The sequence below is a fragment of the Ensifer sp. VA4 genome (assembly GCF_055710065.1).
The window spans coordinates 14735-39031 of the sequence record NZ_JBVQPO010000016.1 but is presented as its reverse complement, the minus strand read 5'-3'; the positions used below and the strand labels follow the sequence as shown (position 1 = coordinate 39031).

Genomic DNA, 24297 nt, shown 5'->3' with positions numbered 1-24297 from the left:
AAGAGGGCCGCGATGAACGCTGGCTTCAAGGGGAGAACTGTGATGAAGCGTCGAGATTTGCTTAAAACTGCCGGCTTGACTGCCCTGGCATTCGGTTGTGTCGCGGCACCGCTACGGTGGAGCGAGGCCCTTGCCGAGGATGGCCAGCGCGTCTTCACACTGGCCTATCCAGCCGGCTTTCCGGATCTCGACCCGGCCACATCATTCTCGAACGACGGCGCGGTGCTGGCCAATGCCTACGAGACCTTGACGCGCTACATTCCCGGTCGTGATGGTGCCGATGCCAAGGTCGAGCCGCTTCTGGCGGAAAGCTGGGAGTCGTCCGCAGACGGCCTCACCTGGACCTTTAAATTGCGCAAAGGCGTGACGTTCCACGACGGCGCCGAACTAACAGCGGAAGTGGTCAAGGCATCGATCGAGCGGATCAAGAAAATCGGCGGTGGCGCTTCCTTTATCTGGGCCCCGGTCGAAAAGATCGAGACGCCGGATGCGGCGACCGTAGTGATGCGCCTTTCCAGGGCACAGCCGATGGATGTCGCAGCCGCCGCCGGATTTGCCGCCTGGATTTATAGTCCAGCCGCCATGGACAAGGACAACGCCTGGTTCAACGCCGGCAACAGTGCCGGTACCGGTCCGTACAAGATCGAACGCTACGAGCCAGGACAGCGTGCAATCCTGACGCGCCATGATGGCTATTGGGGCGGATGGCCGGAAGGCGCCTTCGACAAGGTCGTTTTCGAGATTACCGAAGACACCGTGCTCGCCCAGAGTAAGATCGAAAACGGCGAAGTGGATTGGACCTACGGCATTTCCTACGACAATCTTGAAAGCCTGAAGGCGCGGGACGACTTGAAAGTCGTCGTCAATCCGTCATTCGAAACCCTCGTCGGCATGTTCAACACCCGGCGGGCGCCCCTCGACAATCCGAAGGTTCGGCAGGCACTGGCCATCGCCTTCCCCTATGACGACGTCATCGCCGCCGGAACCGCGGGGCTCGGCACCCGTGCCAAGGGCGCCATTCCGCCCGGTATCTGGGGCCACGACCCTGACGCGCCGGTCCCCGCGACCGATATCGAGAAGGCGCGGGCGTTGCTCGCTGAAGCCGGTGTCGCCGAGGGGCTGGAACTGTCGCTCACCTATGCGACCGGCGATGCGCTGGAGGCGGTGGCCGGCGAATTGTGGAAAGCAAACCTCGAACAATTGGGCATTGTCCTCACCTTGCAGCCCATGGCCTGGGAAGCCCAGTGGCAACTAGCGAAGGCCGACCCTGCTGCGGCGCAGGATATCTTCCTGCTGTACTGGTGGCCGACATACGTGACGCCTTACGACTACCTGTTCAACCTTTTCCATTCGGAAAAGGCACCGAACTACAATCTCGGCTACTATGCGAACCCCGCATTCGACACGCTGATCGATAATGCGAACACGCTGTCGGCGACCGATCGGGCCGGCGCCGAGGCCTCCTTCAAGCAGGCGCAGCGCATCCTGATCGATGAGGCGGCGGCGGTCTTCATCGTCGACAAGCCCAATGTCCACATCATTCGCTCCGACGTGAAGAACTACATCGACAATCCGGCCTATGGCCATGTGACATTCGTCCACGAAATGAGCCGCTGAAGCGAAAAGGAGGGCGGCATGCACTTGATACGCTACTTGTTACGACGGGCGGTTCTTTCTGTCTTCGTCGTGCTCGGGGTCACGTTTCTGGTCTTCGTCGTCGCGCAGGTCGTGCCGTCAGACCCAGCCGCCCTGTATGCCGGTCCCCGGCCGACGGCGGCGCAGATCGAGGTGGCGCGCAAGACACTTGCCCTGGATGCACCGCTCCACGAGCGGTTCATCGCCTTCGCGGCCAATATGGCTACGGGAGAATTTGGCGTCTCCTACAAGACCCGCCGGCTGATTGCGGAAGATCTCTCGGTTTTCCTGCCGGCCACACTCGAACTCGCGCTGTTTTCCACCGTCCTTGCTTTTCTCATCGGCATACCGGCCGGCGTGCTGGCTGCCGCGGGGCGGGGCGGCTTCTTCGATCGATTGGGAGGGATCGGCTCGATTGCAGCCGTGGCAATGCCCACCTTCTTTTTCGCGATGCTGTTGCAGGCCATTTTTGCGCAGTGGCTGGGCGTTTTGCCGCTTTCGGGGCGATTGTCCAAGGAGTTCACGGTGCTTACGCCGCTGCCTTCAATCACCGGTTTCAACCTGGTGGACTCCCTTCTGGCGGGAAGTCCCGCTGCTTTCATCGATGCGTTGCTGCATCTCGTACTTCCGGCACTGACAGTCGCCAGCTATCCGGCAGGCATCGCCATGCGGCTCACCCGATCGGCGATGACCGAGATTCTGCAACGGAGGCACATCGTTGCCGCTCGGGCGCTCGGGCTGTCCGAGCCGCGCATTCTCTTCGGTCACGCGCTGCCAAACGCAGTGGCGCCGGCACTGACGGTTGTCGGGCTGAGCTTTGCCTATGCTCTGACGGGGGCCGTTCTCGTCGAGATCATTTTCGCCTGGCCTGGCCTTGGCCGCTACGTCTCCGAAGCCATCCTGTCTAAGGATTTTTCGGTGATAGCGGCGGCAACTTTGGTGGTGACGATCTGTTATGTCGTGATGAATCTGCTGATCGACCTTGCACAGGCGGTCTTTGACCCGAGGGTGGCTCTGTGATGCGCAATTTACGCAATCGTCTCGGTTGGGCAGGATCTGTCAGCCTCGCCATCATCGTCTTCTTTCTCCTCTTGGCGGTGTTTGCGCCAGCCGTCGCTCCCTTTCCGGAACAAGGGATGGGCGCGCCGAACATCGCGGCCAAGTTTGCGCCACCATCGGTCGAGTATTGGTTGGGCGCCGACCATCTCGGGCGCGATATGGTAAGCCGGGTCATCTATGGCGCGCGGGTTTCAATGACGACCGGCTTCCTGATTGTCGCACTCTCTCTTGCGATCGGACTGCCGGTTGGCCTGCTGGCCGGCTATTTCGGTGGCTGGGCAGATGATGCGCTGATGCGCGTGACCGACATCTTTTTGGCTTTTCCCGCGCTGCTGCTTGCCGTTCTGATGGCAGCGGCGATGGGGGCGGGCATGGTCAACTCGACCATCGCGGTCGCCATCACATGGTGGCCATGGTATGCGCGGCTCGCGCGCGCCGAGGTTCTGGTGCTGCGCGGCCAGCCCTATGTCGAGGCGGCGAGAGTGATGGGCGTTTCGCATCTACGGATTATGCTGCGCCACATTCTACCGAGCGCGAGCGGCCCGCTTGCGGTTCAGGCTGCGCTTGACTTCGGCCCGGCGCTGCTGACGGCATCGGCCCTGTCATTTCTCGGTCTTGGCATCCTGCCGCCGACAGCCGACTGGGGGCAGATGGTCAATGCCGGCCGCGCATTCTTCCCGCTTCGCTGGTGGTATGCGGCAGCCCCAGGCGTGGCGATTTTCGTGCTCGCGCTTGCTTTTTCAGTCTTGGGAGACGCGCTGCGCGGTGGTGACGGAGGGCAGGGCGATGTCGCTCGTTGAAATCAATGGGCTGTCGGTCAGTTTCGGCAGCGTCCACCAGCCCATCCATGCGGTCCGGCATGTCGATCTCTCGATCGAGCGGGGTACGATCCACGGACTGATCGGCGAGTCCGGCTGCGGCAAAACCATTTCCGGCATGGCGCTCCTCGGTCTGTTGCCGCAAAGCGCCCGCGTCGCCGCGCAGGCCTTCCGCTTCGATGGGCTGAACCTTTTGGACGTGGCAAAAAGCCTGCGCGGTCGGCGTATTGCTATGATCTCTCAGGATCCCGCCGCCGCGCTCAATCCGGTGTTGAGAATCCGCCGGCAAATGGATGATGTGCTGCGCAGCCACAGCCGCCTGCCGCGCTTTCAGCGTCGCGCGCAGGCGGAGGAACTGTTGGCCGCGACCGGTCTGCCCGATCCGCGACGAGTGCTGAACAGCTATCCGCACCAGCTTTCGGGCGGCATGCAGCAGCGTGTCGTCATCGCGCAGGCCCTGGCCACCGGCGCGGACTTCATCATCGCCGACGAGCCGACCACCGCGCTCGACGTGACGGTCGGCGCGCAGGTGCTGGCACTGCTGCAGCGGCTTGTTCGCGAGCGTGCGCTGACAGTGCTATTGATCACGCACGACATGGACGTGATCACGGAATGCTGCGACAGCGCCACCGTGCTCTACGCCGGCTATACCGTGGAGACCGGGCCGACGCGCGAGCTGCTGGCCAAGCCGCGCCATCCCTATACGCAGGCCCTGCTCGCCGCGTTGCCGGACGCCGTCGCAAAGGGCGAAAAGCTCGCTTCTATCGAAGGCCATATCCCGCCGCCGTTCGCCGCCATAGCAGGCTGCGCCTTTGCGCCCCGCTGTTCCAAGGTGCTTGCGGTCTGTCACGAGGCGAAGCCGCCGCGTCATGGCTGCATCGGCCATAGCTGGACATGCCACCTGGAGCCCCACCATGGATGAGCCTTTGCTGCGGATACGTGATCTCGTGGTGCGCTATCGGCGCACCAGCCCATTCTCAAGCCCTCAACCACCGGCCGTTGGCTCGGTCAGCCTCGATCTTGCGAGCGGGACAACGCTCGGCCTCGTCGGCGAATCCGGTTCGGGCAAGAGTAGTTTGCTGCGGGCTATCCTGCGCCTCATTCCAGTTGAGAGCGGAACGATCCGGCTGGACGGCAAGGACTGGCTCGCCCTGCCGGAAAAGGAGCTACGAGTGTGCCGCCGCGCAATTGGCGTCGTCTCCCAGAACCCCTTCCTATCGCTCAGCCCCCGCCTGACGATTGCCGAAATCCTGGCCGAACCGATGACGGCGCAGACAAGCGTCTCGGCAAGTGAGGTAAAGGAGCGCTCCGCCGACACGCTCGAGCGGTGTGGGCTCCCTGGCGCTTTTCTCTCTCGGCGAGCGCGGCAGCTTTCCGGCGGGCAAGCCCAGCGCATCGCTATTGCCAGGGCACTGATGCTGCGCCCGAAACTCCTCATCCTGGACGAGCCGACGTCAGCGCTCGACATTTCCGTCCAGGCACAAATCCTCAATCTGTTGACCGATCTCAAACAGGAGTTCGGGCTGTCGATGCTGTTCGTCACCCACAATCTCAAGGTCGTGCAGCATGTTTCAGATACCCTTGTGGTCATGCGCGGCGGGCGCATCGTCGAAGCCGGACCGACCGAACATATGTCCAGAGAGCCGGCCGAGGACTACACGCGCCAGCTGATGGGATATGGCGGTCATCGGCATACCCTTGCCTAATCCACATTAATTTCTTTGACTGTGAGAGCCTATCCAATCGACAACGAGGACCAATTTGTAAGCTCGGCAACACCGTTCGACCCTCCCTAGGATAGCAATCTCGATCCGCGAAAACCGCTCATCGACCTGCAGGACGATTTCCTATCGACCACGGGGTCGCCATTGCCATCATAGATCAGGTTCAACTTGTAGGCGAGGCAGGTGGGAGCCTTGCCCCTGTACACCGCCGCCTTCACGAGTCCGATATCTGATCTATTCAATGAGTTCCTGGCTGGGCGCTGCGCGCAGTTCCATTCTTCGGAAAGAATGGCGACGCCCGCTCAGTATGTATATCAACGAAGCAACTAAAAGTTCCCCAATCAGGGCAGATTCCTCCGCCCGACGAGCGTAGCGTCCGCCGCTGAGCAGGGTTTATGCCAAGCTTTAGCGGAGCTCCTCGATCAGTTCGGGATGGTGATCGAGGAGCCGCAGCAATTGGCTGGTTGGGCCGCTCGGCTCGACCAGGCCTCGCTCGTACTTGTCGAAGGCATTCTCGCCAACTTTGAGAAGGTCGCCCGCCTCGCGCTGAGATAGTTTCAGCTTCTTGCGCACGCGTCGTATGGTGGCGGGCGAGGGAATGCCTTCGACTTCTTCTTTCAACGCCCTAATCGCCGCGTCGGTAACGGCCATATCATCGTCGACGTGGATCCCCTCATCACCATTTTCCGGGTAATACCCCGGAAGCTCGACGGTCTTGCTGGTGCCCTTGTAGGTAACGAGGAAGGGTCGTACCCCCCGGCGCAGCGTTTCGCCGGTTTCCGGAGACACCATCGTTTCGGGCAGATCTCTTTTTGCTACTGCCATGCTCATTTCTCCTTGAAAGACATGACCACGAACTCGGTGATAACGTCTGCCTGAAACTTCACGTAAAGAAGCATGCCGCGTGCTGGCACGTGATAAAATCGGCAAAGGTCGTCATCGACTTATAAAACATCCGCCGATCCATCCCGGCGATCGTTTCCACCACGCCCGCGCGATCGAAGCCAATGCCATGGCGTCCCGGAGCGCGGAAGAGGTCATTGCGAGCGTCTCGGTCGACCCGAGCGCTACCTTGATCGCCTCGAGATCGTAGGTCGGCCGTGCTTTTTCCATGCCTTTATATGCCACCTTAATGGTGGTGCGTTTCGGGACGACATCCGTTGCTTTCTTCCGGACCATATTTAATTTCTTGGTGACGTTGGCGTCTTGTAAATTTCCGTAAAGTACGTATTTTACGGAAAAATGGAGGTGCATGATGACATCCACCGTCACCGCCGCTGCGGTCTCCAAGAACTTTGGAGCCTACCAGGACGCAGCCATGCGCGAGCCGTTGATTATCACCAAGAACGGCCGACCGCGCACGGTTTTGATCGCCTATGAGGACTATCTTCGCTTGATGCGGCGCGAGCGCCGAGTCGAACTGACGAGCGCGTTGGATGCGGACGACCTCGCTGCAGTCGAAACATCCACGATGGATCCTGGACTTGACCATCTCAATGCCGAATTGACGAAGGACAAGAATGCTGCCGACTGAGCCAAAGGTCGGCGGGGTCTTCCGGTATTCCTATCTTTGGCACTGGCAGCATTTGGAGGGACGAGAAGAGGGTGACAAGGATCGCCCGGCGCTCGTTCTTGCCATCGTTGCCACCTTGGAAGATGGAACGCCGGTGGTCCGCGTCCTTCCGATCACGCATACGCCGCCCTCCGATCCAGCCGAGGCAGTCGAGATCCCGCCGGCGACAAAACGTCGTTTGGGACTGGATGACGAACGCTCCTGGATTGTCTTGACGGAAAGCAACCGCTTTGCCTGGCCAGGGCCGGACGTCCGGCCGCTCGACACGGATAGCGGCTACCACGGCCCGTTGCCTCCGGCCCTGTTCGAAGAGGTGAAGCGTCGCTTTGTCGGGCTGGCGCGCAGCCAGAGACATCAGGCGACCCCGCTCCTAAACGCGATTTGTTCCGGCGATCTCTGCAAAATGGCGCATCGCATGACGTTCCGGAAAAGACGGGAACCCATCCCTGCATCATGCGGTTCGCCAGCATCTTGCGCCGGGATATTGATGCCGTAGAAAATGCATCGAACTCCCGTGAAGCAACGGTCAAGCCGAAGGGCGGATCAACCCTGTACAAAGGCTTGTTGCGCGTATGTTTACGCTCTGGGCCAAAATGATCGCATAATGTATCACCGGGAACTGGAGTTCAGCGGGCCGCATTGGGTTATGAAGTGTCGTGTTTATCTCGAATTGCCGTGGATCGAGGCGGCGCATAAGCCGGGATAATCGCCAACATAGTCCAGGGCGTGCGTGTAAGGTCGCCATGCATGTATCGGCATGGACGGACGGCCGCTAAGGGTCCCGCAAGTCACTCCAGGCCGATCCAGACGAATCCGTCCCGTTGTCGGCAAGGATAAATGGCTAACCTGGCGCGGTTTTTCGAAATATCACCCGCGTATTCATAGCCAGGCGCAGTACCGTCCTCCTGCAACTGCGCCCACTGCCTGATTTCACCAGTGAGCAGATCAAAACAGCTCTGATGCCATCGGCAGACCAGGCCAAGATCGCTGGTGATGGTGCTTTCGGTGTGTGGGAGTTGCAGCCCCTCAGTCTGGGCTGGACTGCGGCGCTCGTACAGCGGCAGATGGAGATGCGGGCAGGCGTTGTTGAAGGCGCAATAACCCTCCGCTCCGCGAACGACCACGATGTCGAAGTCTTCGAAATCGAGAATCCGTCGTTCGTGGGGTTGAAGTTCATCTTCAGCAAGAGCGCGAACCCATCTTCTGCCACCCTGCCGGATGGTTTCGCGACGAGGTATGGCGTTGAGTTCCGCGTTGATTTCAGGCTTCAGTCCGACGACCTCGAACAGCGTCGTACGCTCCCCGGTGCCGCGGAGGCGTACTCGTAGGAAATCGGCGACCTCCAACTTGTCGGCGATCTCGTCGCGGAGCGACTGGGATACCAGGAGACGTGTACCAGCCTCCTTGTTGGCAGCCTCGATCCGGCTTGCCACATTGACCACGTCACCGACGGCAGTCAGACGCCCGTGTCGTGCAAAACCCAATGTTCCGATGACGGCCTCGCCGTAGTTGAGGCCGATGCGAATATCGAAATCGATGCCGTACATCGAGGCGAAGAAAGGCTTAAGACGATCGACCGTGCCAAGCGTCTGGAGTGCTGCATTGACGGCGCGCAGCGGAGCATCAGGCTGGTCGTTCATTCCGAATACGGCCATTAGCCCGTCACCGATTAAATTGTCGATGAAACCGCCGTTCTGCTCGATGATGTCGCCGACCTGCGCGAAATAGCGATTGAGCAGATACATCACGTCATATGGAGAAAGCGCTTCCGACAGTGCCGTGAAATCGGCGATGTCGCTGAAGAACACCGCAACGTGCTTGGCCTCGCCGGACCGTGTCGCGGCAGAGGCGCCAAGTTGGCTGGTGATCATCATGTCGGTTTCGTCCAAGACCAGACGCCGGACGCGAAGGTCGCCTTCCGGTTTAAGCTGGCAAGCCAGCCGAACCTCGTTCGTCAACCTCAACCGGTCCGCCATCGAAGCCTCAGCGGCATTCCGATTTGGGCAGGCCTCCAGCCCAAAGAGGATCCACACGCGGCAGGTCGAGCATTTCGCCCGGCCGCCGCATGCATGTGCAAACGGCACGCCGGACCTCAGAGCCGCCTCGAGCAAGGTCTCGTCGGCGGCCACGTCAAAATCCATCTGATCGGGTAGGGCGGTTACTCTGGTCATGTCCGAACACGGCTCCGCCGGTCGGAAAAGATTCTAACACCAATAGTGCTGGCAATCGAATCTTGCGCGAGCCGGGCGCCCGCGACCGGTGCTCTTCACGAAGGTACCGCCGCATCTGCCGCCAGGAGATCATCCCGGCCGAATGAGGTTGAGAGAAACAGTGTGCGCTGACTTTCCAATCGCGCCTTTGCCAGACCGGAAAAGTCCTCAAGCGCATTGGCGTAGCGCCAGAGCCGAAGTCCTCTGAAGTCCCGTCATGTTTTCCTGGCGACCGAGCTCTGATCGATAAGAACGTGGTCAAACAACGCGACCAGCCCCGCATATTCGTCTGACTAGCGCGTCCCACGGCTCTCGGGTACGCCGTAGCACCGGATGACGGGTAGGTACAGTGTTCGTTCTCTTTCTGTGCCGCCAGGATCGCGTAATGTATCGGCTGGAATGCCGACTGCGCCGGGGGCTCTTCCGTTCGGCAAGGAGCGCCCAAGCGTTGCTCGACTTGTTATTTCATTCTCTCATGCTATATGTAGGTAATTACCTACATGGAGGTGCCCCGTGAGCATCACGACCCTTTCCAGCAGAGAACTGAATCATGACGTCAGCAGTGCCAAGAAGGCGGCAAAAAGCGGTCCAGTTATCATCACCGACCGCGGCAAGCCTTCGCATGTCCTTATGACCTATGATGAATTCGAACGCTTGAGCGGCAAGCACCGCAGTCTTGTCGAGGCTCTCGCTATGCCAGGTCTCTCGGCCATCGATTTCGAGCCGCATCGCGTTGACATCAGACTCCGCGAAGTGGATTTGTCTTGAAGTACCTGCTCGATACCAATGTCATTTCGGAACTACGCAAAGTCGGTGACGACAAAGCTGATGCCAATGTTGTAGCGTGGATAGGAGCAGAAGATGCGGCTCGCTTCTTTATCTCAGCCATCACGATTCTTGAATTGGAACGAGGAGTGCTTGGCGTGCAGCGCCGGGATGCGGCACAGGGCGCTCGGCTGCGTTCTTGGCTCGACGGCCAAGTCCGACCAGAGTTCGCAGGTCGTATCCTAACGGTTGACGATACGGTTGCGACACGTTGCGCGCACCTGCATGTTCCCGATCGACGCAACGAAGCAGACGCGTTGATTGCCGCGACAGCTTTGGTCCACGACATGATTGTCGTGACACGCAATGTCAAGGATTTCGATGGTACTGGTGTCGTTGTGGTCGATCCATGGCAAGGCTGATGATTGTCTCTTCAGCGGGCCCAATTAGTCCTCCTGATTTCAATCCGCACTCGGTTTGTTCAGCCTTTAAATTGACAATTGGTGCATGGCACCAGTCTATAGGCTGATGTATGCCCGTTGAAAATCAACCTACAGCTTGAGCTCTATTATGCTCGCGAAGCAGGAACCGAGGTCGCCCACGAAGTCCCGAGTGCCCGCGCCAACCGGCGACATTGGAATGAACAGTCGTCACGGACTTGTTAAGGACACATTGTGTCTATAGGTACACCGTCATCGATCTTTGCTTGTTGAGCTTTGTTTTCTCGCCTTTCGCGTCCAAGCCGACCTTTCCTTTCAAAATCGATCTATCTGCCTCGGCTGTCATCTCTTTGGCCGGGTGACCCAATCATGATTTTGAAAAGGAACTGTCATGAACACTGGAACTGTAAAATTTTTCAATAGCATCAAGGGCTTCGGCTTCATCGCTCTCGAGAACGGCGGATCGGACGTATTCGTTCACGCGTCTGCAGTTGAGCGGGCCGGCTTGGGTTCGCTTGTCGAAGGGCAAAAGGTTAGCTTTGACATCGTTCGGGATGCACGTTCCGGCAAGAATGCAGCCGATAACCTCGTAGCCGCCTAAAGAGCTCGCTTCTGGCCACCGCCACGGATGTACTTGCAGTGGCCATCGAGGCGCTATGTAAAGGTCGGGTTCGCCCGGCCTTTTTTATTGGCAAAGATCGAATACGGATTGGCCTATAAATCATGAGTGCCCCAATGCCAGGGCAGTTGTGGCGGATCTTTCGCCGTACGAACGAATACGGTTGCTATTCTAACGGCAAAGGTGCAGTGTCCAGCCTTCAGTAGCAGATGAAACGGGCGCTACTGCTTGAGGGCTCGATACCCTGGCCCCAAGCAAGGGAACGCCATGTCTTTCCCCGCACGCCACATTTCTCCTTCCGAACGAGCAAAGATACAATGGGTCCTGGACGATGCTGGTTACGGCGCCGACCTTCTTGTCCAAGATCCGGGGCTTTTTGAGACTGCTTCGTTGCTGGTAACTAGGCTGATGCTCGAGGGAGTTCAGTCGCGCTCGCGTCTAGCAGCGCGGCTCGAATGCCGGTTCGGGCGAGCCGGGAAGCACAGGCAGCCACCGGGTTTTCGCTTGGGGCGCTACGCAATTCAAGGGTTGCCTGTAGAGCTGCAACACCTCGCGAAGTGAGCGACATCGTGCATGGTACGGAAGCGGCGTTCCTGCGAAGGAGCAGCCGCAATGGTTTCCCGTTCCCGTAACAACTTAAAACCTCAATTGGAGAGATTAATTGATGCGCCAGCTATCCTATGTTGCGTTGGCTCTTCAAATGAGCGTGTTTCTATCTGGAACGCTGTTCGTCTCCGGCGCTTATGGCCAAGGAACGCTGCCGGTGCCTGCGAATGCCGAAGCAAATCGCCATGGCTCAGGGTGGGAGTGTAATCGTGGCTTCAGAAAAGAAGCCGATTCCTGTGTTGCCGTGACGGCTCCCGACCATGGCTTCCTGACAAACGAGTCCTATGGCAAGGGCTGGGAATGTCACTACGGCTTTGCCGAAAGGGGCGACCAGTGCCTTGCCGTTGAGGTGCCTGCCAACGCCTATCTTGATCCGTATTCTGGCGACCGTTGGCGATGCATGCGCGGGTATCGCCGAAATGACACTGGATGCGACCTTATCGAGGTGCCGGATAATGCGTTTCTGACGGATTCAAGCTATAGCGAGGGGTGGGAATGTGAACGTGGTTACCAGGTTGTCGGTGGCAAATGCGTCGCATTGAACGTTCCTGAGCATGCCTATCTGACAACCAGCGGCAATGAATGGCTATGCGACCGCGGTTTTGAAGTGAAGGACCAGGCCTGTGTTGCCGTAAAGGTTCCCCAAAACGCAAGCTTCGCGGACACTACCTACGGGCAGAAGTGGAAATGTGACCGCGGCTTTGAAGCAAAGGGATCCGCATGCTCAGAAATCAAGCTTCCTGAAAACGCACATCTCGATCGTTCCGGTAACGGCTGGGAATGCAACCGGCCGTATCAGTTCCAGAACGGGCGCTGCCGTATGGAGTGATCACACTTCGCAGTCGTCGATGTTTCCATCGGGCCGCCCAGATATTGTTGGCATTCGACCGCGAGCCATGGTTTAGCCGACCGCACAAGCGCGGTTCGCCTCCCGTCCTTGATCGGTCAGATGCGGCATGGCGGGGCGGGCATCGGCGTTGCCCTGAGGCGGTCTGAAAACCCAGACAAGGATAACCGATAGGGCGACCATAAGCAGGCAGAAGACCAAACGCGATGACATTGCGGCCCTCGTTCATCTGAGACCATTCCGATTGGGAGTCATGGGCTTGTGCAACAAAACGCGCGAGCGCTTTTGCAACGTCTCGGCAGCCGTCCGGTTCAAGACCGCCGATTGATTGCAGCAGCAAGGGTAGAAAACGGCCGGCGTCCTACCCCAGTTCAGCCAATGCCGCAGCTGGAGTCAATTGACGAAACGAGGGCTGATATTTGTAAGCAACACCACGACCTTGTCTTCGATCGCCTGGCATTTGTCGGCGTATTCGGCTTTTAGCGGTTCATCCGACATTGCATGCTCACTCAACTCGTCGCGAGTGACTACAGCTATGCCGTAGGCTTCGATCAGAGTGCTCAACGCCAGGAATCGGAGTTCTGAAAGTTGTTTGCGGTGTCGTGGCAGCCGCATCATGAGGCGTGCTCGGCCAATTTTTTCAAAGTCCAATGGCTGTCGCCTCTCAGATCCAGGACGTCATTGTCCTCTATAAATTTGTTGGCAGCAATTTCAATATGAGCGTGCAGACCAATGTCGGGGACCGGATCGACCGGTTCAAAGTTGCGCCAATAGCGGCTGCGCAAAAGGATACGGGTCCATGCTGGGCCCAACGAGGCAGGACAGCCGGTAAGTTGATTGGCTCGATTTGGCTCGTATTTCAGCCGCGGACAGAACTTCACGATGGCGGGCATGAAGCAAAGCGTCTCACCGTCGCAACATCTTCTCAGAACAGCGTTTGGCCGAAAGGTTGGGCATCGACGCGCGCGTCCCCGCACGACAGAATGCCATCGAGCTTGGCGATCTGTTCGCACTTTGCGATCCCTGCGGGACATTTCGGAATCTACCGTGGTGGCCATTTCACGGCCTTTTATCCGGCACGCCACACTGCACGCTCTGGCTAGCGTTTGCCTAACCTCGTTCGTCCTGCTGCCCTAATTGAAAGAGATGAGTCAGACGAAAGACCGATGAGCCCAGCGCCTATGGCGGCTTCAAGGGTCTGGCTGTAATCGTCTCCGGCCAGTCCATGTTTCTTGGAATGATTTTCAGCAGCCCCGCGTGAGACGGATGGCGACACCCCATATCGAACACTGTGGAAGGCACTCAGAATAATAAGAAGTTTTTCGTCCAAGCTTTTCATTGTCTACCTTCAATCTGTCTGTTGATGAGAGGGGAATGACCACTGGAGGCGAGCATTGAACCCATCGACGGTCGCCCGCGTGCTGCCTTTCCTTGGCTGTGCAGAATGTTACCAGCGCTATCACGCAGGCGTAGGCAAAGCTGATCGTGCTGCAGTTTGATGCGCTTCGGCTTCTCGAAATGATAGCAGTCGATGTGAGGCCTCGTCCCAAAGGACGAGTTTCACCAAGCTCAGGCTCTCCCCGATGGTGATGCGGCCCAATTCTCCCAGTTCAGGATAATCACGCAGAACCTCAGGAAGTCTGTAGAAGGGAATGCGGCTTGACAAGTGGTGGACATGGTGCGCGCCGATATTGCCGGTGATCCAGCGCAAGGGCCGCGGCAGATCGTAGTGCGAGGCGCCATGCATGGCCGCGTATTGGAACGTCCATTCGGGAGGTCTCGACCAGTGAGTGTCTTCGAACTGGTGCTGGACATAGAACAACCAAATACCTGCAGCCCCAGCAAGAAGCACAATCGGCAGATGGATCAGGAGAAACGGCACGGCGCCAACTGCCCAGACAAGAACACCGGTGAGTGCGGCAATGGCGACATTCGTTGCCATGGTGGAGACCCATGGCAGGGCGCCGGAGCGCATCATTCCGAACGGCAGCCTCTGCTTGAACAGAAAGAGCCAGGCGGGACCGATGCCGAACATGACGACGGGGTGCCGGTAAAGGCGGTATACGAGCCGCCCTCTGCGCGTGAGAGCTCCGTATTCGGCGACGGTGAGTGTCGTAATGTCACCGACACCCCGCTCGTCGAGGTTGCCTGCCGAAGCGTGGTGTTCGGCGTGGGCGCGGCGCCAATAGTCATAGGGTGTTAGCGTCAGCACGCCGATCATCCGGCCCGTCCAGTCATCCAGGCTGCGTCGGCCGAAAAAGGAACCATGGCCGCAGTCATGTTGCAGCATGAACAAGCGCAGGAGAAATCCCGCCGCAGGGACGATTAGGGCCATGCCGAGCCAGTAACCGAAGTGCATGGAGGCCCACGCCCCCGCCCACAGCAGAATGAAAGGCACAAGGGTCACCGTCAGTTCGAATGTGCTGCGGCCAATATGCGGCTGTCGATAGGCGGATAGGATCTTCAGCCAGGCTTTTTCGCGATCGGCGGTTGTTTCCGCGCGGCGGTCGGAAAGCTGGCTGAGTTTAGTTTTCTTCAAAGCGTCTTCCTAGTTGATGGTTTGACACGCTCACCTTCGGCCATTGCTACGGCATCAGGCAATGTGGGGATTTTGGGCTGACATCTCGCTCAAGTTCGAAACCATCTTTTGGCCTTCGACGAGATCACTGATCTCAGCGCGATCGCCTGCGGAACTATGGGTAGACGCGTCGGCGCCGCCCTTGTCAGATTGGACGGAGCCAAGTCCTTATCGGATGCATTTAACTGTGCCGGTGATCATGACGAGCCCTTCCGTAGCAATACTGAGAACCCCCGCGCGAAACAGGGGCCCGATAGCGATTTTGAAAGGAAGGTTCGTTCAAAGCGCGACGCCAATCGCGCAATAACCAAAGCTAGCAAGCAAATTCGATAGATCGTTCTATCGGCATCTTCACCCAGGCGTCAATCGGCAGTTTGAACGTGCTCTCTGCAACATGTTGTGTTGAAGGGTGGGAAGTTCTGCCCTTTGTGTGGCCAGAGCGCGACCAAGACGGCTCGCATGCCCGTCTCGACATTAGACTAAACTGGCCAGACCGGAAAGCTGCAATAAAAAGAAAAATAAATCGACGAAAAACCCGCCATTTCAGGCTGTTGAAGAGGATCTTCATGAGGTTGGAATTAATATTATCGTTGAGTTCAAAAAATACCGTCTATATATCGGTTCATCGAATATTGCTTGTGAACTTTGACATGGCGCTTTGGCGCGGCCAGATATCCTTTTAAATATCGATCATCGTCAGAGAAATATTTCTGGCAAACTCCGCGATTGAAAGGAAATCATCATGACTTCAGGCGCAGTAAAGTGGTTTAACAGCACCAAGGGCTTCGGGTTCATTCAACCGGATGACGGCAGCACCGACGTGTTCGTCCATATCTCGGCGATTGAACGCGCCGGCCTGCGCTCGCTCACCGACGGTCAGAAGGTGACGTTCGACGTCGTCGCCGATCGCAAATCGGGCAAGAGCTCGGCCGACAATCTCAGGGCCGAATAGTTTGTCATTCGCCCTCCTCTGACCACGGATGTACTGGCAGGGAGGCACATGAATGACGGGAAGAGGTCGGGGGAATAACCCGACCTTTTTGCGTCCTAGGACCCTTCGTTTTCAGGAGATTGCCATGCGCTCTGTGGCCTAAGAGATTGGCAACAAGGTCACACTGAGGGCGAGTGCCACGCAGTCGGTCTTGAGCAGCCGCGTCGGCCAGATCGTCGGCCTGTTGCCGGCAGATCGTGGCGAGGCCCGCTATCGCGTACAGGTGGAGGGCGAGACGTTCGAACGATGCGTACTGGCGACCGACATCGAACAAGCCGAGACCGCGACTGACGACGCCCCCAAGAGCGACCGCCACCGGGCCGTGGCTCAAGCCATTGAGCGCCAAGCGCGGCAGATGAGCACGCAGGCCCTGGTCTTCCGCGACCAAGACAGGAGAACATTTTTGCAAGTACTTGTCAGAGACAACAATATCGACCAGGCTTTGCGGATTCTGAAGAAGAAGATGCAGCGCGAGGGCCTGTTTCGTGAATTCAAGGCGCGCAGCAGCTACGAGAAACCCTCGCAAGAGCGTGTGCGCGAAAAGGCAGAAGCGGTGAGGCGTCAACGCAAGCTGCAGCGCAAGAAGCTCCAGCGCGAGGGCCTGCTGCCGGCGCCGAAGAAAGCGGCGCGACCGCGCTGAGCTTTCGGTGCGGCAAGCACCGGCCGCGTCAGGAGATAGGCCATGACGCCAGACCCCAACGCCACATATCGCCCGCGAAAAGAAGACCGAGAAGCTCAAGGCGCAGCGCCTTGAGCGCGCCGCTTCCGAAGCCGTTGTAGAGGCGCCCGCAAGCAAGCGGGCCCGTAGATCACGTCGTCCGTGATTGCCGCCGATACCGAACGCGAACACGACTTCCCCGTCAACAGGAGGGGGCTTCATGTCATCCGTACACCGGAATTTCTTGGCTCCCTCCGACCTGGCAATGTTGGATGGCGTATTGCAACGCGCCGGGTTTCATCAGCGCGTTGAGATCGATGATCAGGATCACCTTCGTCTTGCCGCGGGCCTCCTTGTCGGACGGTCTAAGGCCGGCGTAACCGCGGCAGAGACCTTGCTTGCCGAACTGCAGAGCCGGAATGGGTTGCGCACCCCGCGGCAGGTTGAAGCCGCAAATCTCGAACGGTGGGAGAATGACGGCGGAGCGCCGCAAAGAGCCAGCGCGATCACGCGCTATACCGGCGCCCGACGCCCTCTTGGCCTTCCCTGCGCAGCTTCTGAGCCGACATTGCCCTCCACTACCCCGACCTCCGGACCGGCCGCTTGCCGGACTGCGAGGACGAACCTTTATCCGACTGCACGCTCCGTTGCCCTCGGTGCGATGGCGAAGTCGAGGCCAGCTTCCAGCGTGGCGGCATCCTTGGCGATCGGCGCGCCGGCGATCGAAAAGATGCTGGAACCGGTGAAGCCCTGGGAGACCGTGGGCGTGGTGCCAGCCGACCATGGCACGGATGCCCAGTGTCGTGAATGTGACAAGCCGCAGCAGTTCTGCGCGGAGCTCACCGCAAAAGCGGGTGTATCGCGGCCGCGCGTCCAGTGGGCCGCCTATTCGCTCATCAGCCGTAGCTTTGTCACGTCCAATACCTCGATCGCGCGTGCGCTTCTGAGTCGAATTACCCCCATGCAGCGCAGCTTAGAGAAGCTCCGCGAGACGGTTTCGATCGTCATGCCAAGATAGTCGCCGATATCTGTTCGGGTCATTAAAAGGTCGATTGTGCCGTCCTCGCCTTGACGCTCGTAAAGATCGACGAGGAAAACGGCCACTTTTTCAAGCGCGCTTTGCTTTCCGACGACCAGAAGATGTTCCTGCGCCCGCACCATGCTCTCCAGCGCCAGCGCCATCAATTCGGAGGAACCGCGGCCTTTTTCTTCGATGGCGATGGTGGTCAGACCCGTGGGTACGATGCTTTCAGCAAAAAAGCTGCGCATGGTCCGCGCTTCGAAACCGAAGGTCTCTCCGGCAACGTAAAACGCGACCACCTGCCTGCGGCCGTCGGCGAGGAGGCGGAAGATCCGAACAGCCCCATATTCGATCCGATAGAGCGCACCCGCCAGTTCGCCCTGGGCGTAGATTTCGGTTTCTGGCTCGTAGAATGAGATCGCGCGAGGCCGAGCGAATGCACGACCATCAAGGCCGGCGGGGTTCAAGCTGAAGGAGGCGATGGAAGCGGTAGAAACGTGCATGGGACCGACCCTTTGTTGACGGTCAAATCATGACGAAGCATGGCCGCGTGCGAAATTCGGTCGTTCCACTACGTGTTATTACGTAGTGCAGTCAGGGCCGCGATGACATCAGAGCCGGAGAGAGGTTTGTGAAGGACGAGAATGTTTTGAGGTCTCACCTGGTCGATGTCTTCATCTGCAAGCAATATGACTCTTTTGCCGGCCGCCAGCGCCAAACATGCTTCGATGTCCATCATCGGAAGAGAGCCGTCAAGGACCAGGATTTCGGCCACGGAGCTTCGCTCTTTTGCTGCTGTCCATGACCCGAATTGCTCGACCTGATATCCATGCGCCTCCATCGCGAAGGCTAAAGAGCGGAGCAAGGCTTCGTCTTTCGCAATCGTGACGACAGGGGGCGGACTGGACACTGCGGTTCCGTGGGCTTGAGGCGCGATAATTCCTCAAAATTCGCACAGACGGGCAGGCCGGGCTTTGTTCCAGATCAAGACGATGCCGCGATTAGTCTGCGGCTTCTGCTGCGAGTGACATCCTTACAAGTTCTGGGAGGCTGCGGGCCTGCATCTTCGCCATGACGTTAGCCCGGTGAACTTCAACGGTGCGCGGGCTAATGTCGAGAGCAAACGCAATCGCCTTGTTCGGCTGTCCGGCGACGACCGCGGTCAGAACCTGACGCTCGCGGTCGCTGAGGGTGCTGATGCGCGCCCGAATGTCTTCAGCACTCTCGATTGGCGACGCCGCATCGCTCAGCCGCTCAGAGGCGCGTCGGATCGCTTCAACAATGGTGTTGTCGTCAAAGGGCTTTTCAATGAAATCGACGGCTCCTGCTTTCATCGCTTCCACGGCCATCGGCACATCCCCGTGCCCAGTTATCATGATCGACGGGATCGTTGTCTTGAGGGCGGCCAGTCGGCGAATGAGGTCCAGTCCGCTAAGATCGGGCATGCGCATGTCGGTGATAAGCACGGCTTGCCTAAGATTTGGAGCAACGGAAAGGAACGCGGTGGCGGACTCGTGCATGCGGACCCCCAGTCCGTGCATCGTCAGCATAAACGCGAGTGATTTCCTGACCGCCTCCTCGTCATCGACAATGTGCACGGTGAAGTCGTCAATCGGCATTTTCTTCCTCGTTGTATTGCGGCAGGGTGAAGCTGAAACGCGCGCCGCCCAAGCTCCCGGGGGACACGGTTAGATCGCCGCCGTGCGCCTCGACGATGCGCTTGGAGATCGACAACCCAATACCCATTCCGCCAGCCTTGGTCGTTGTGAACGGCTTAAACAGGTCGGCGGCAATTTCCTCAGGTATGCCGACGCCGGAGTCTTCGACAGCGATCATCACCTCGGTAGTTGCCAAGCGTCGAATGGTGACCAAAAGTTCCTTCTTGGGCGAATTTTTCATCGCCTCTACGGCGTTGCGCATGAGGTTTGTCAGCACTTGCTGTATCTGGATTCGGTCGACCAGGACCTGGTCTGCGCCGGATTCGAAGTCGAATACCGTACGCACCCCTTTCTCGCGCGACCCGACCAATGCAAGCGCGCCGGCCTCTTCCACCAGTTGCCGCAGGTTGTGGGGAGACTTATCCGTCTCGCCCTTGGTGACGAATTCCCGCAAGTGTTTGATGATCTGTCCCGCACGCAGGCTCTGCTTGCCGGCTTCCATAAGGGCATCGCGTATCTGGATGTCGCGCGGGCTTTCGGCTTGCTGAAGCAGCCGTCCGCAGCCGTGGACATAATTGGCTATAGCGGAGAGTGGCTGGTTCAATTCGTGGGCGAGCGTCGACGCCATTTCGCCCATTTCGTTGAGGCGGGCAAGGCGAGCCAGTTCGGTCTGAACCTCTTGCAGGCGAGCGGCCGATTCTTCGCGCTCGGTCAGGTCGCGTACAAAACCCGTGAAAAATCTTCGACCCCCGGATCGCATCTCCCCAACGGCAAGTTTCATGGGAAAGGTCGATCCGTCCTTTCGTTGACCGACGACCACACGGTCGGTTCCGATAATGCGCTTCTCGCCCGTAGAGAGGTACCGCTCGAGATAGCCGTCGTGTTCCTTGCGATAGGGTTGCGGCATCAGCATCCGCAGGTTCTGGCCGATCACCTCATCTTCGGCGTAGCCAAACTGTCTGACCGCCGCGGCGTTGAACGACACGATTGTACCGTCCTGCTCGCTGACGATGGTAGCGTCGAGAACAGTGTCCAGGATCGAGCGGAGGTGCGCCTCTCTTGTACTCAGGGCCTCGTCAGCAGTTGTTAGGTCATGTTGAGCGCGTCGGAGCAATTCTCCCAAGAAGGAAATTGCAACCCCCACGGCGGTGAACACGACCAATTCAGGTATCTGGACGCCGCCAGGAGTAAGTGACCTCAGATAGACTGCCGAACCGATAGAAGCGATGACAGCAAGCATTCCGGGACCGATACCCCCGATAGCGGCTGCAAGGAGGACGGGGGGCACGAAAAGAATGTAGATTGCCCGATCGTCCAGAACACCCATGAGGAAATAGCGAAGGACAAAGGCAATCAGAACAGTGGTCGCGGCAAAGCCGTAAGCTTCGGCGGGTGATGAAGTTCGGCGGAGCACGCAATCCGAAATGGTGCGCATTAAGCCGTTCCGACCAGTGAGCATCATCTCTTCTTCCGCGCTTCCCCATTGCAACCGAATTGACGTTTATCATTCTGATAACGCTGTTGTCACATGGAAAGCCGCACCCCTCTTTTGGCCGAAAGGGGGCGGCGTGATTGTTTGAGAGAGCAAGACGAAATCCGATTGGGCGATCTCGTTAGCGGAGCAGTTTTGTGCTCCGCTGACCGGCGTGCCGCGTCGTGGCCGAGAATGTCAGAAGTTCCTTTGTGGGGGCGCAAAGTGCTGTACGTTGTTCCGTGTAGAGACGTGTTGGGCAACGAGGGCGTGATAGCAATGAATCTCGAAGACCTCTACCGCTTGTTGCGGAAATGGCCACCCGGAAGCCCAGGGCATTATCGACACGGTTCCCGATCCCCTGCCCCTGCTTGATCAGAACCTGTGCGTCTGCACCGCCAGCCACGCTTTTTTTGACCTTGAAAGCACGTTCAATGAGTGAGGTCAGGACCTACTCATTGTCTGCAGATCCATCTTGAGCGTCCTGATCATCCCCGCGGCGTCGCCCGTTGAATTCCTCGGCGAACCTTGCTGGGTTAGTCGGGTGAGCTGTTCTAATCGGCTACCGTGGCCGCGTGCTGGTGAACGCGGACACAGGTCGAGTCGATCATGACGATGTCGCCATCGTAGGCCTTGGACACCGCTTCAAGAAGCCGATCCCATACCCCGGCTTTGCGCCAGCGGACGAAGCGGTTGTAACAGGTCGTCGGCGGGCCATAGCGTTCCGGAACCTCCGCCCAAGGCGAGCCGGTTCAAAACCGCCAGAGGATGCCATTCAGTACCCGCCGATCATCAACGCGGGCGACGCCGCGTGGCTTGTTGGGCAACAGCGGCGATATGATCGACCATTCGTGGTCAGTCAGTTCGTAGCGACGACGCGTCATCAAATGCTTCCCTATTTCGAAGCCTTGAATCACGGCGGCTGATAAATGCCAAGAAAAAGAACTCCACCGTGTTCTGCCGCTTGAGACCAATGAAGCGAGGATCTGGGTGCCCGAGAATGCCAGCCATCGCGGACTGTCGAGGAAATGGGTGTCGCGCTGCGCACCCAAAAGCGTACGCGATCCTCACGATCGAATTTGCCGAGATGACGATTTGCTGCGCGTTCTCGCCCTACCGACGGCGATTGCGGGAATCTACGGCATGAACTTCAAAAACATGCCGGAGTTGGAGACACGGTACGGCTATTTTGCAGTGCTCGGAACGATCGCTCTGCTTCTTCTTTACCGCTTCAAGGGCCGGCTGGATCTGACTCGGGCCGGGAGAACGCGCTTTGGCGCGGACAAAGGCCCATGCTGCCGATTGCCTGTTTTTTGCGCTCCGGAATCATTGGGTGAAACGTGGGCAGCCGACGCGCATCAGAACGCGGATGCAAAGGTTAGTCGTCTCGAAGGGTGCTTCCGCCGCCAACGCGTCCTTAATGGAGGCGATCAGACCCGAGGCATCCGAACCCTCGCCACCTCGGCAGTCAAGTTCTGGTGGGATCAGAATCATCGCTGGAGCTCCTATGGAATTCCAGCTCGTTTTATGCCGAGTTGTTCCTATTGGAGCATGCTCGGTCGCCCAAGAAAACGGCCCCGAAAGGCGACGGGGCCAAGAGTGCGTTATCCGGGCTCCAGTGGGAAGGGGAGATCAGAGCCGCGCCGATGATCCCGCGAGTTAAGGCTCGCAAGCTTCTCGGTTCACTGATCACCTCCCGGCGCGGGTGCAAGGCCAGAAGGGTGCATGACCTCATCGAGACTGCGCGAGGAATTTGACGACGTCGGCCTGCAAGTCGAGACAGATTTGCTGGTATTCGTCTACTAGATCCTCCCGTCGCGGGACCTCTCGTAGGAGGCTGTCCAGCTTCGAGGAGGCCAGTGCGTAAGACTCAAAGAGATCAAAGAGGCGCTGATCTCTGGTTTCGCGGAGTTGCTGGCGATGCCGTGGCAGAGCCATCGCCAAGCGAGCCCGACCTAAGTGCATCAATCCCATGCTGCTCCCCTATGCTGCCACCTGCTTCGTGTAACTCTCTTGAAATGTGGGATCGACGGAGGAGCCACCCGCATACGGTTTCCCTGCTTCTGTTATCGCGAGCTGACCACGGCAGGCTTCGGAAGGACGATGGTAGCCGGATGGTCGGTGTCGTGCGACAAGGCGCCACCGATCATTAGGTAAGCAGCAATCACCGACATCGAAAGAAGCAACACAACGATCGAAAGCCCGGTCGTAAATTTCCGCTCTGGTGCTCTGTAGTTGTGTTGTTGGTAGCTAGACAATCCTCAATCCTCCTGCAGGCAACGGCGTCAGAACTGGTCCAATGCGGACTGAAAAGCGATGTTCCGACGCCGTTGCGCCCAAGGCAGCTAAGGGCCGAATTGCCCTGGGCTTAGACGAAATTAACGCGACGCTTTCGCGCGACAACGAACGTCAGACCTTTGCGACCGGCGTATGGGACTGAAGGCCCACGGAGGAACCTTTTCTGACGCCCTAGGTTTGATTCCGCCTTCGACGCTCACCCGCAATCGAGGGCCTTCTAGGCCCCACCCTGCCCATCAATATCCCTGCTATATGGCGCCTAGCGAGAATTGTCGTAGTTCAACTCTTCGACCGTTTACCTCAACTGCGGTCACCTCAACGGCCCCGGTCTGGGCGGGGCCGATCCTTACCCAAGAGAAATGCGCTACGAGCCACGTCATCGCGTGGGGAGCGATTGCAGCCCCCGGCATGCCTTGGCCGGCTCCGCATTGAGGCGTCCGAGCGGTGTTGATCTAAAGAGTGCAACCCCAGCCACATGGCGGTTTCGAACAGCGCGCCCTTCATCGGACATTCCTTTGCGGAACCGATCCGTCAGATGCCGAGCCAGGCGATCGGCCCGCTTTCCATGACGCGGAATGCTGCAACAGATGCACATACGGTCGATAGTGCGCTGAGCATATCAAGGTCGTCGGGGCTGATCGGGCTGTTCATTCCATCGGCAATTTCCTGCGCTGACTCCTCGCTGCCCTGCTCCGGTGTATCTGCGTCTGTGCCTGACACCGATCTTTTGTCGAAGCCGATTATGTACTTCAGGGCGCCGCTGTCGCGAATGCCCTTCTGGTAGCTACTGATTAGCTGCCTTGCGATCGTGCGTGCTGTCTCACAATCGCGTGGCAGATCGGGCACGGAGGAACCATTCGATTCGGCGACTGGCGGCAGCGAGTACATTGCACCTGCCCCCGATGGGCATTCAAACACTCCGGGCCTGTTGGTGAACCGGGCATAGGCGTCTGCCATGAAGCCCGCGGACCGTTCGTCTCGGGGCATGGCGGATCTTGTCCTCGCGTCCCTGCAAAGCTTCGTAGAGTGGAACATTGGTATCGGCTGGCACGCCGAAGATCGTCTCGACGCCGTAGCCGATCAATATCTCTACCATATCAGCGCCGCGCATTTCATCTCTCCTGCTGTGCATAGGTACACGCGAGGTTAGAAGAATTGGTTTTCGGTATGTACCCACGCATTGCCAGATCAGCACTGTTCCTGCCTGCGATACGTCGGTCCTTCCCAACGTACCGAGGGACCTGCGCTCGTCTATATCGGACGCTGGAGGCGCTCGTTCTGGTTCTGTGCTCAAAATTTCATAATGTATCGAACGGAACGGGGTGG

27 protein-coding genes and 4 pseudogenes are annotated in these 24297 nt (G+C 58.5%); 16 read left to right on the top strand and 15 right to left on the bottom strand.

Features of this window, described 5'->3' with window-relative positions:
* The first annotated feature begins 42 nt into the window (after positions 1-42).
* From AC0C6X_RS25850 to AC0C6X_RS25830, 5 genes are read left to right on the top strand one after another with little or no spacing between them, the layout of a single operon-like run.
* Positions 43-1617, top strand: coding sequence for an ABC transporter substrate-binding protein (locus AC0C6X_RS25850; protein ID WP_472955940.1), 1575 nt, complete (start codon positions 43-45; stop codon positions 1615-1617).
* A gap of 18 nt (positions 1618-1635) precedes the next feature.
* Positions 1636-2655, top strand: a complete 1020-nt coding sequence (locus AC0C6X_RS25845; RefSeq protein WP_472955938.1) for an ABC transporter permease — start codon at positions 1636-1638, stop codon at positions 2653-2655.
* Entirely contained in the window at positions 2655-3494 is an 840-nt protein-coding gene (locus AC0C6X_RS25840; protein WP_472955936.1) for an ABC transporter permease, read from the top strand. The genes AC0C6X_RS25845 and AC0C6X_RS25840 overlap by 1 nt, the downstream gene beginning before the upstream one ends.
* A complete protein-coding gene (locus tag AC0C6X_RS25835) occupies positions 3481-4434 on the top strand; it encodes an ABC transporter ATP-binding protein (protein WP_472955934.1) in 954 nt (317 codons plus the stop codon). The genes AC0C6X_RS25840 and AC0C6X_RS25835 overlap by 14 nt, the downstream gene beginning before the upstream one ends.
* Positions 4427-5218, top strand: coding sequence for an ABC transporter ATP-binding protein (locus AC0C6X_RS25830; RefSeq protein ID WP_472955933.1), 792 nt, complete (start codon positions 4427-4429; stop codon positions 5216-5218). The genes AC0C6X_RS25835 and AC0C6X_RS25830 overlap by 8 nt, the downstream gene beginning before the upstream one ends.
* 423 nt (positions 5219-5641) lie before the next feature.
* Here AC0C6X_RS25830 and AC0C6X_RS25825 read toward each other — a convergent pair whose 3' ends face one another.
* The 3 genes from AC0C6X_RS25825 to AC0C6X_RS25815 are packed head-to-tail and all read right to left on the bottom strand — an operon-like array spanning position 5642 to position 6490.
* On the bottom strand, positions 5642-6061 hold the full coding sequence (locus AC0C6X_RS25825) for a type II toxin-antitoxin system MqsA family antitoxin (RefSeq protein WP_472955931.1): 420 nt from the start codon (positions 6059-6061) through the stop codon (positions 5642-5644).
* 58 nt (positions 6062-6119) lie between these two features.
* Positions 6120-6212, bottom strand: coding sequence for a hypothetical protein (locus AC0C6X_RS25820; protein ID WP_472955982.1), 93 nt, complete (start codon positions 6210-6212; stop codon positions 6120-6122).
* Positions 6173-6490, bottom strand: a complete 318-nt coding sequence (locus AC0C6X_RS25815) for a hypothetical protein (RefSeq protein WP_247960811.1) — start codon at positions 6488-6490, stop codon at positions 6173-6175. Before AC0C6X_RS25815 ends, AC0C6X_RS25820 begins: the two co-directional genes overlap by 40 nt.
* 1 nt (position 6491) lies before the next feature.
* Here AC0C6X_RS25815 and AC0C6X_RS25810 point away from each other — a divergent pair, with 1 nt between their 5' ends.
* Together AC0C6X_RS25810 and AC0C6X_RS25805 are read left to right on the top strand one after the other, a co-directional pair.
* A complete protein-coding gene (locus AC0C6X_RS25810) occupies positions 6492-6770 on the top strand; it encodes a type II toxin-antitoxin system Phd/YefM family antitoxin (RefSeq protein WP_173519282.1) in 279 nt (92 codons plus the stop codon).
* A pseudogene (locus AC0C6X_RS25805) lies at positions 6757-7173 on the top strand (plasmid maintenance toxin (PemK-like)); the annotation flags it as partial. The gene AC0C6X_RS25810 and the pseudogene AC0C6X_RS25805, both read left to right, overlap by 14 nt.
* Before the next feature lie 424 nt (positions 7174-7597).
* Here AC0C6X_RS25805 and AC0C6X_RS25800 read toward each other — a convergent pair.
* On the bottom strand, positions 7598-8980 hold the full coding sequence (locus tag AC0C6X_RS25800; RefSeq protein WP_247960813.1) for an adenylate/guanylate cyclase domain-containing protein: 1383 nt from the start codon (positions 8978-8980) through the stop codon (positions 7598-7600).
* A 552-nt stretch (positions 8981-9532) separates the two neighbouring features.
* Between AC0C6X_RS25800 and AC0C6X_RS25795 the strand changes: the two genes are divergently transcribed.
* The 5 genes from AC0C6X_RS25795 (at position 9533) to AC0C6X_RS25775 (ending at position 12278) form a co-directional block, all read left to right on the top strand.
* Positions 9533-9787 carry a type II toxin-antitoxin system Phd/YefM family antitoxin gene (locus AC0C6X_RS25795; protein ID WP_173519280.1) on the top strand — a complete coding sequence of 85 codons (255 nt, stop codon included), beginning with the start codon at positions 9533-9535 and terminating at the stop codon, positions 9785-9787.
* The gene (locus AC0C6X_RS25790; RefSeq protein WP_173519279.1) at positions 9784-10206 is read left to right on the top strand and encodes a type II toxin-antitoxin system VapC family toxin; all 423 of its coding nucleotides are present in this window, start codon (positions 9784-9786) and stop codon (positions 10204-10206) included. The genes AC0C6X_RS25795 and AC0C6X_RS25790 overlap by 4 nt, the downstream gene beginning before the upstream one ends.
* Before the next feature lie 409 nt (positions 10207-10615).
* The gene (locus tag AC0C6X_RS25785; protein ID WP_173519277.1) at positions 10616-10825 is read left to right on the top strand and encodes a cold-shock protein; all 210 of its coding nucleotides are present in this window, start codon (positions 10616-10618) and stop codon (positions 10823-10825) included.
* Between the two features lie 285 nt (positions 10826-11110).
* Positions 11111-11404: a hypothetical protein gene (locus AC0C6X_RS25780; RefSeq protein ID WP_246304532.1), complete on the top strand. Its 294-nt coding sequence runs from the start codon at positions 11111-11113 to the stop codon at positions 11402-11404.
* Positions 11405-11507: 103 nt separating this feature from the next.
* A complete protein-coding gene (locus AC0C6X_RS25775) occupies positions 11508-12278 on the top strand; it encodes a hypothetical protein (protein ID WP_472955930.1) in 771 nt (256 codons plus the stop codon).
* 411 nt (positions 12279-12689) lie between these two features.
* Here AC0C6X_RS25775 and AC0C6X_RS25770 read toward each other — a convergent pair whose 3' ends face one another.
* The 3 genes from AC0C6X_RS25770 to AC0C6X_RS25760 form a co-directional block, all read right to left on the bottom strand.
* Complete coding sequence (locus AC0C6X_RS25770; RefSeq protein ID WP_173519275.1) at positions 12690-12914, bottom strand: hypothetical protein; 225 nt, start codon at positions 12912-12914, stop codon at positions 12690-12692.
* Complete coding sequence (locus tag AC0C6X_RS25765) at positions 12911-13189, bottom strand: hypothetical protein (protein ID WP_173519274.1); 279 nt, start codon at positions 13187-13189, stop codon at positions 12911-12913. The genes AC0C6X_RS25770 and AC0C6X_RS25765 overlap by 4 nt, the downstream gene beginning before the upstream one ends.
* Positions 13190-13755: 566 nt before the next feature.
* On the bottom strand, positions 13756-14835 hold the full coding sequence (locus tag AC0C6X_RS25760) for a fatty acid desaturase (protein ID WP_472955928.1): 1080 nt from the start codon (positions 14833-14835) through the stop codon (positions 13756-13758).
* A 781-nt stretch (positions 14836-15616) separates the two neighbouring features.
* Here AC0C6X_RS25760 and AC0C6X_RS25755 point away from each other — a divergent pair.
* On the top strand, positions 15617-15826 hold the full coding sequence (locus AC0C6X_RS25755; RefSeq protein WP_173519272.1) for a cold-shock protein: 210 nt from the start codon (positions 15617-15619) through the stop codon (positions 15824-15826).
* Between the two features lie 442 nt (positions 15827-16268).
* Positions 16269-16505, top strand: a complete 237-nt coding sequence (rpsU, locus tag AC0C6X_RS25750) for a 30S ribosomal protein S21 (protein WP_247960828.1) — start codon at positions 16269-16271, stop codon at positions 16503-16505.
* 241 nt (positions 16506-16746) lie between these two features.
* On the opposite strand, the gene AC0C6X_RS25745 is transcribed toward rpsU, so the two are convergent.
* The 6 genes from AC0C6X_RS25745 to AC0C6X_RS25720 all read right to left on the bottom strand — a co-directional run bounded on the left by AC0C6X_RS25745 (position 16747) and on the right by AC0C6X_RS25720 (position 20637).
* Positions 16747-17016: a hypothetical protein gene (locus AC0C6X_RS25745; RefSeq protein WP_472955925.1), complete on the bottom strand. Its 270-nt coding sequence runs from the start codon at positions 17014-17016 to the stop codon at positions 16747-16749.
* Positions 17017-17150: 134 nt separating this feature from the next.
* On the bottom strand, positions 17151-17312 hold the full coding sequence (locus tag AC0C6X_RS25740; protein WP_173519270.1) for a hypothetical protein: 162 nt from the start codon (positions 17310-17312) through the stop codon (positions 17151-17153).
* A gap of 96 nt (positions 17313-17408) precedes the next feature.
* Entirely contained in the window at positions 17409-18047 is a 639-nt protein-coding gene (locus AC0C6X_RS25735; RefSeq protein WP_247960816.1) for a helix-turn-helix domain-containing protein, read from the bottom strand.
* Between the two features lie 68 nt (positions 18048-18115).
* Positions 18116-18454: a response regulator gene (locus AC0C6X_RS25730; protein ID WP_173519268.1), complete on the bottom strand. Its 339-nt coding sequence runs from the start codon at positions 18452-18454 to the stop codon at positions 18116-18118.
* Between the two features lie 91 nt (positions 18455-18545).
* A complete protein-coding gene (gene fixJ / locus AC0C6X_RS25725) occupies positions 18546-19157 on the bottom strand; it encodes a response regulator FixJ (RefSeq protein ID WP_173520163.1) in 612 nt (203 codons plus the stop codon).
* Positions 19153-20637, bottom strand: a complete 1485-nt coding sequence (locus tag AC0C6X_RS25720) for a PAS domain-containing sensor histidine kinase (protein WP_246304531.1) — start codon at positions 20635-20637, stop codon at positions 19153-19155. The genes fixJ and AC0C6X_RS25720 overlap by 5 nt, the downstream gene beginning before the upstream one ends.
* Before the next feature lie 315 nt (positions 20638-20952).
* Here AC0C6X_RS25720 and AC0C6X_RS25715 point away from each other — a divergent pair.
* Positions 20953-21088, top strand: a pseudogene (locus AC0C6X_RS25715) (histidine kinase); the annotation flags it as partial.
* A gap of 151 nt (positions 21089-21239) precedes the next feature.
* Here the strand turns inward: AC0C6X_RS25715 and AC0C6X_RS25710 are convergent.
* A pseudogene (locus AC0C6X_RS25710) lies at positions 21240-21557 on the bottom strand (IS5 family transposase); the annotation flags it as partial.
* 220 nt (positions 21558-21777) lie between these two features.
* Here AC0C6X_RS25710 and AC0C6X_RS25705 point away from each other — a divergent pair.
* Positions 21778-21925, top strand: a pseudogene (locus AC0C6X_RS25705) (CorA family divalent cation transporter); the annotation flags it as partial.
* Positions 21926-23502: 1577 nt separating this feature from the next.
* Here AC0C6X_RS25705 and AC0C6X_RS25700 read toward each other — a convergent pair.
* Positions 23503-23958 (bottom strand): thiamine pyrophosphate-binding protein, encoded by a 456-nt coding sequence (locus AC0C6X_RS25700; RefSeq protein WP_472955921.1) that lies wholly within the window; start codon positions 23956-23958, stop codon positions 23503-23505.
* Positions 23959-24297 lie beyond the last annotated feature (339 nt).

Excerpts from the sequence above, each read along its gene's own strand:
- AC0C6X_RS25850 (WP_472955940.1), top strand. The coding sequence starts at position 43 with ATGAAGCGTCGAGATTTGCTTAAAACTGCCGGCTTGACTGCCCTGGCA.
- AC0C6X_RS25845 (WP_472955938.1), top strand. The coding sequence starts at position 1,636 with ATGCACTTGATACGCTACTTGTTACGACGGGCGGTTCTTTCTGTCTTC.
- AC0C6X_RS25840 (WP_472955936.1), top strand. The coding sequence starts at position 2,655 with ATGCGCAATTTACGCAATCGTCTCGGTTGGGCAGGATCTGTCAGCCTC.
- AC0C6X_RS25835 (WP_472955934.1), top strand. The coding sequence starts at position 3,481 with ATGTCGCTCGTTGAAATCAATGGGCTGTCGGTCAGTTTCGGCAGCGTC.
- AC0C6X_RS25830 (WP_472955933.1), top strand. The coding sequence starts at position 4,427 with ATGGATGAGCCTTTGCTGCGGATACGTGATCTCGTGGTGCGCTATCGG.
- AC0C6X_RS25825 (WP_472955931.1), bottom strand. The coding sequence starts at position 6,061 with ATGGCAGTAGCAAAAAGAGATCTGCCCGAAACGATGGTGTCTCCGGAA.
- AC0C6X_RS25815 (WP_247960811.1), bottom strand. The coding sequence starts at position 6,490 with ATGCACCTCCATTTTTCCGTAAAATACGTACTTTACGGAAATTTACAA.
- AC0C6X_RS25810 (WP_173519282.1), top strand. The coding sequence starts at position 6,492 with ATGACATCCACCGTCACCGCCGCTGCGGTCTCCAAGAACTTTGGAGCC.
- AC0C6X_RS25800 (WP_247960813.1), bottom strand. The coding sequence starts at position 8,980 with ATGACCAGAGTAACCGCCCTACCCGATCAGATGGATTTTGACGTGGCC.
- AC0C6X_RS25785 (WP_173519277.1), top strand. The coding sequence starts at position 10,616 with ATGAACACTGGAACTGTAAAATTTTTCAATAGCATCAAGGGCTTCGGC.
- AC0C6X_RS25780 (WP_246304532.1), top strand. The coding sequence starts at position 11,111 with ATGTCTTTCCCCGCACGCCACATTTCTCCTTCCGAACGAGCAAAGATA.
- AC0C6X_RS25775 (WP_472955930.1), top strand. The coding sequence starts at position 11,508 with ATGCGCCAGCTATCCTATGTTGCGTTGGCTCTTCAAATGAGCGTGTTT.
- AC0C6X_RS25770 (WP_173519275.1), bottom strand. The coding sequence starts at position 12,914 with ATGATGCGGCTGCCACGACACCGCAAACAACTTTCAGAACTCCGATTC.
- AC0C6X_RS25765 (WP_173519274.1), bottom strand. The coding sequence starts at position 13,189 with ATGCCCGCCATCGTGAAGTTCTGTCCGCGGCTGAAATACGAGCCAAAT.
- AC0C6X_RS25755 (WP_173519272.1), top strand. The coding sequence starts at position 15,617 with ATGACTTCAGGCGCAGTAAAGTGGTTTAACAGCACCAAGGGCTTCGGG.
- AC0C6X_RS25735 (WP_247960816.1), bottom strand. The coding sequence starts at position 18,047 with ATGCACGTTTCTACCGCTTCCATCGCCTCCTTCAGCTTGAACCCCGCC.
- AC0C6X_RS25720 (WP_246304531.1), bottom strand. The coding sequence starts at position 20,637 with ATGCGCACCATTTCGGATTGCGTGCTCCGCCGAACTTCATCACCCGCC.
- AC0C6X_RS25700 (WP_472955921.1), bottom strand. The coding sequence starts at position 23,958 with ATGCCCCGAGACGAACGGTCCGCGGGCTTCATGGCAGACGCCTATGCC.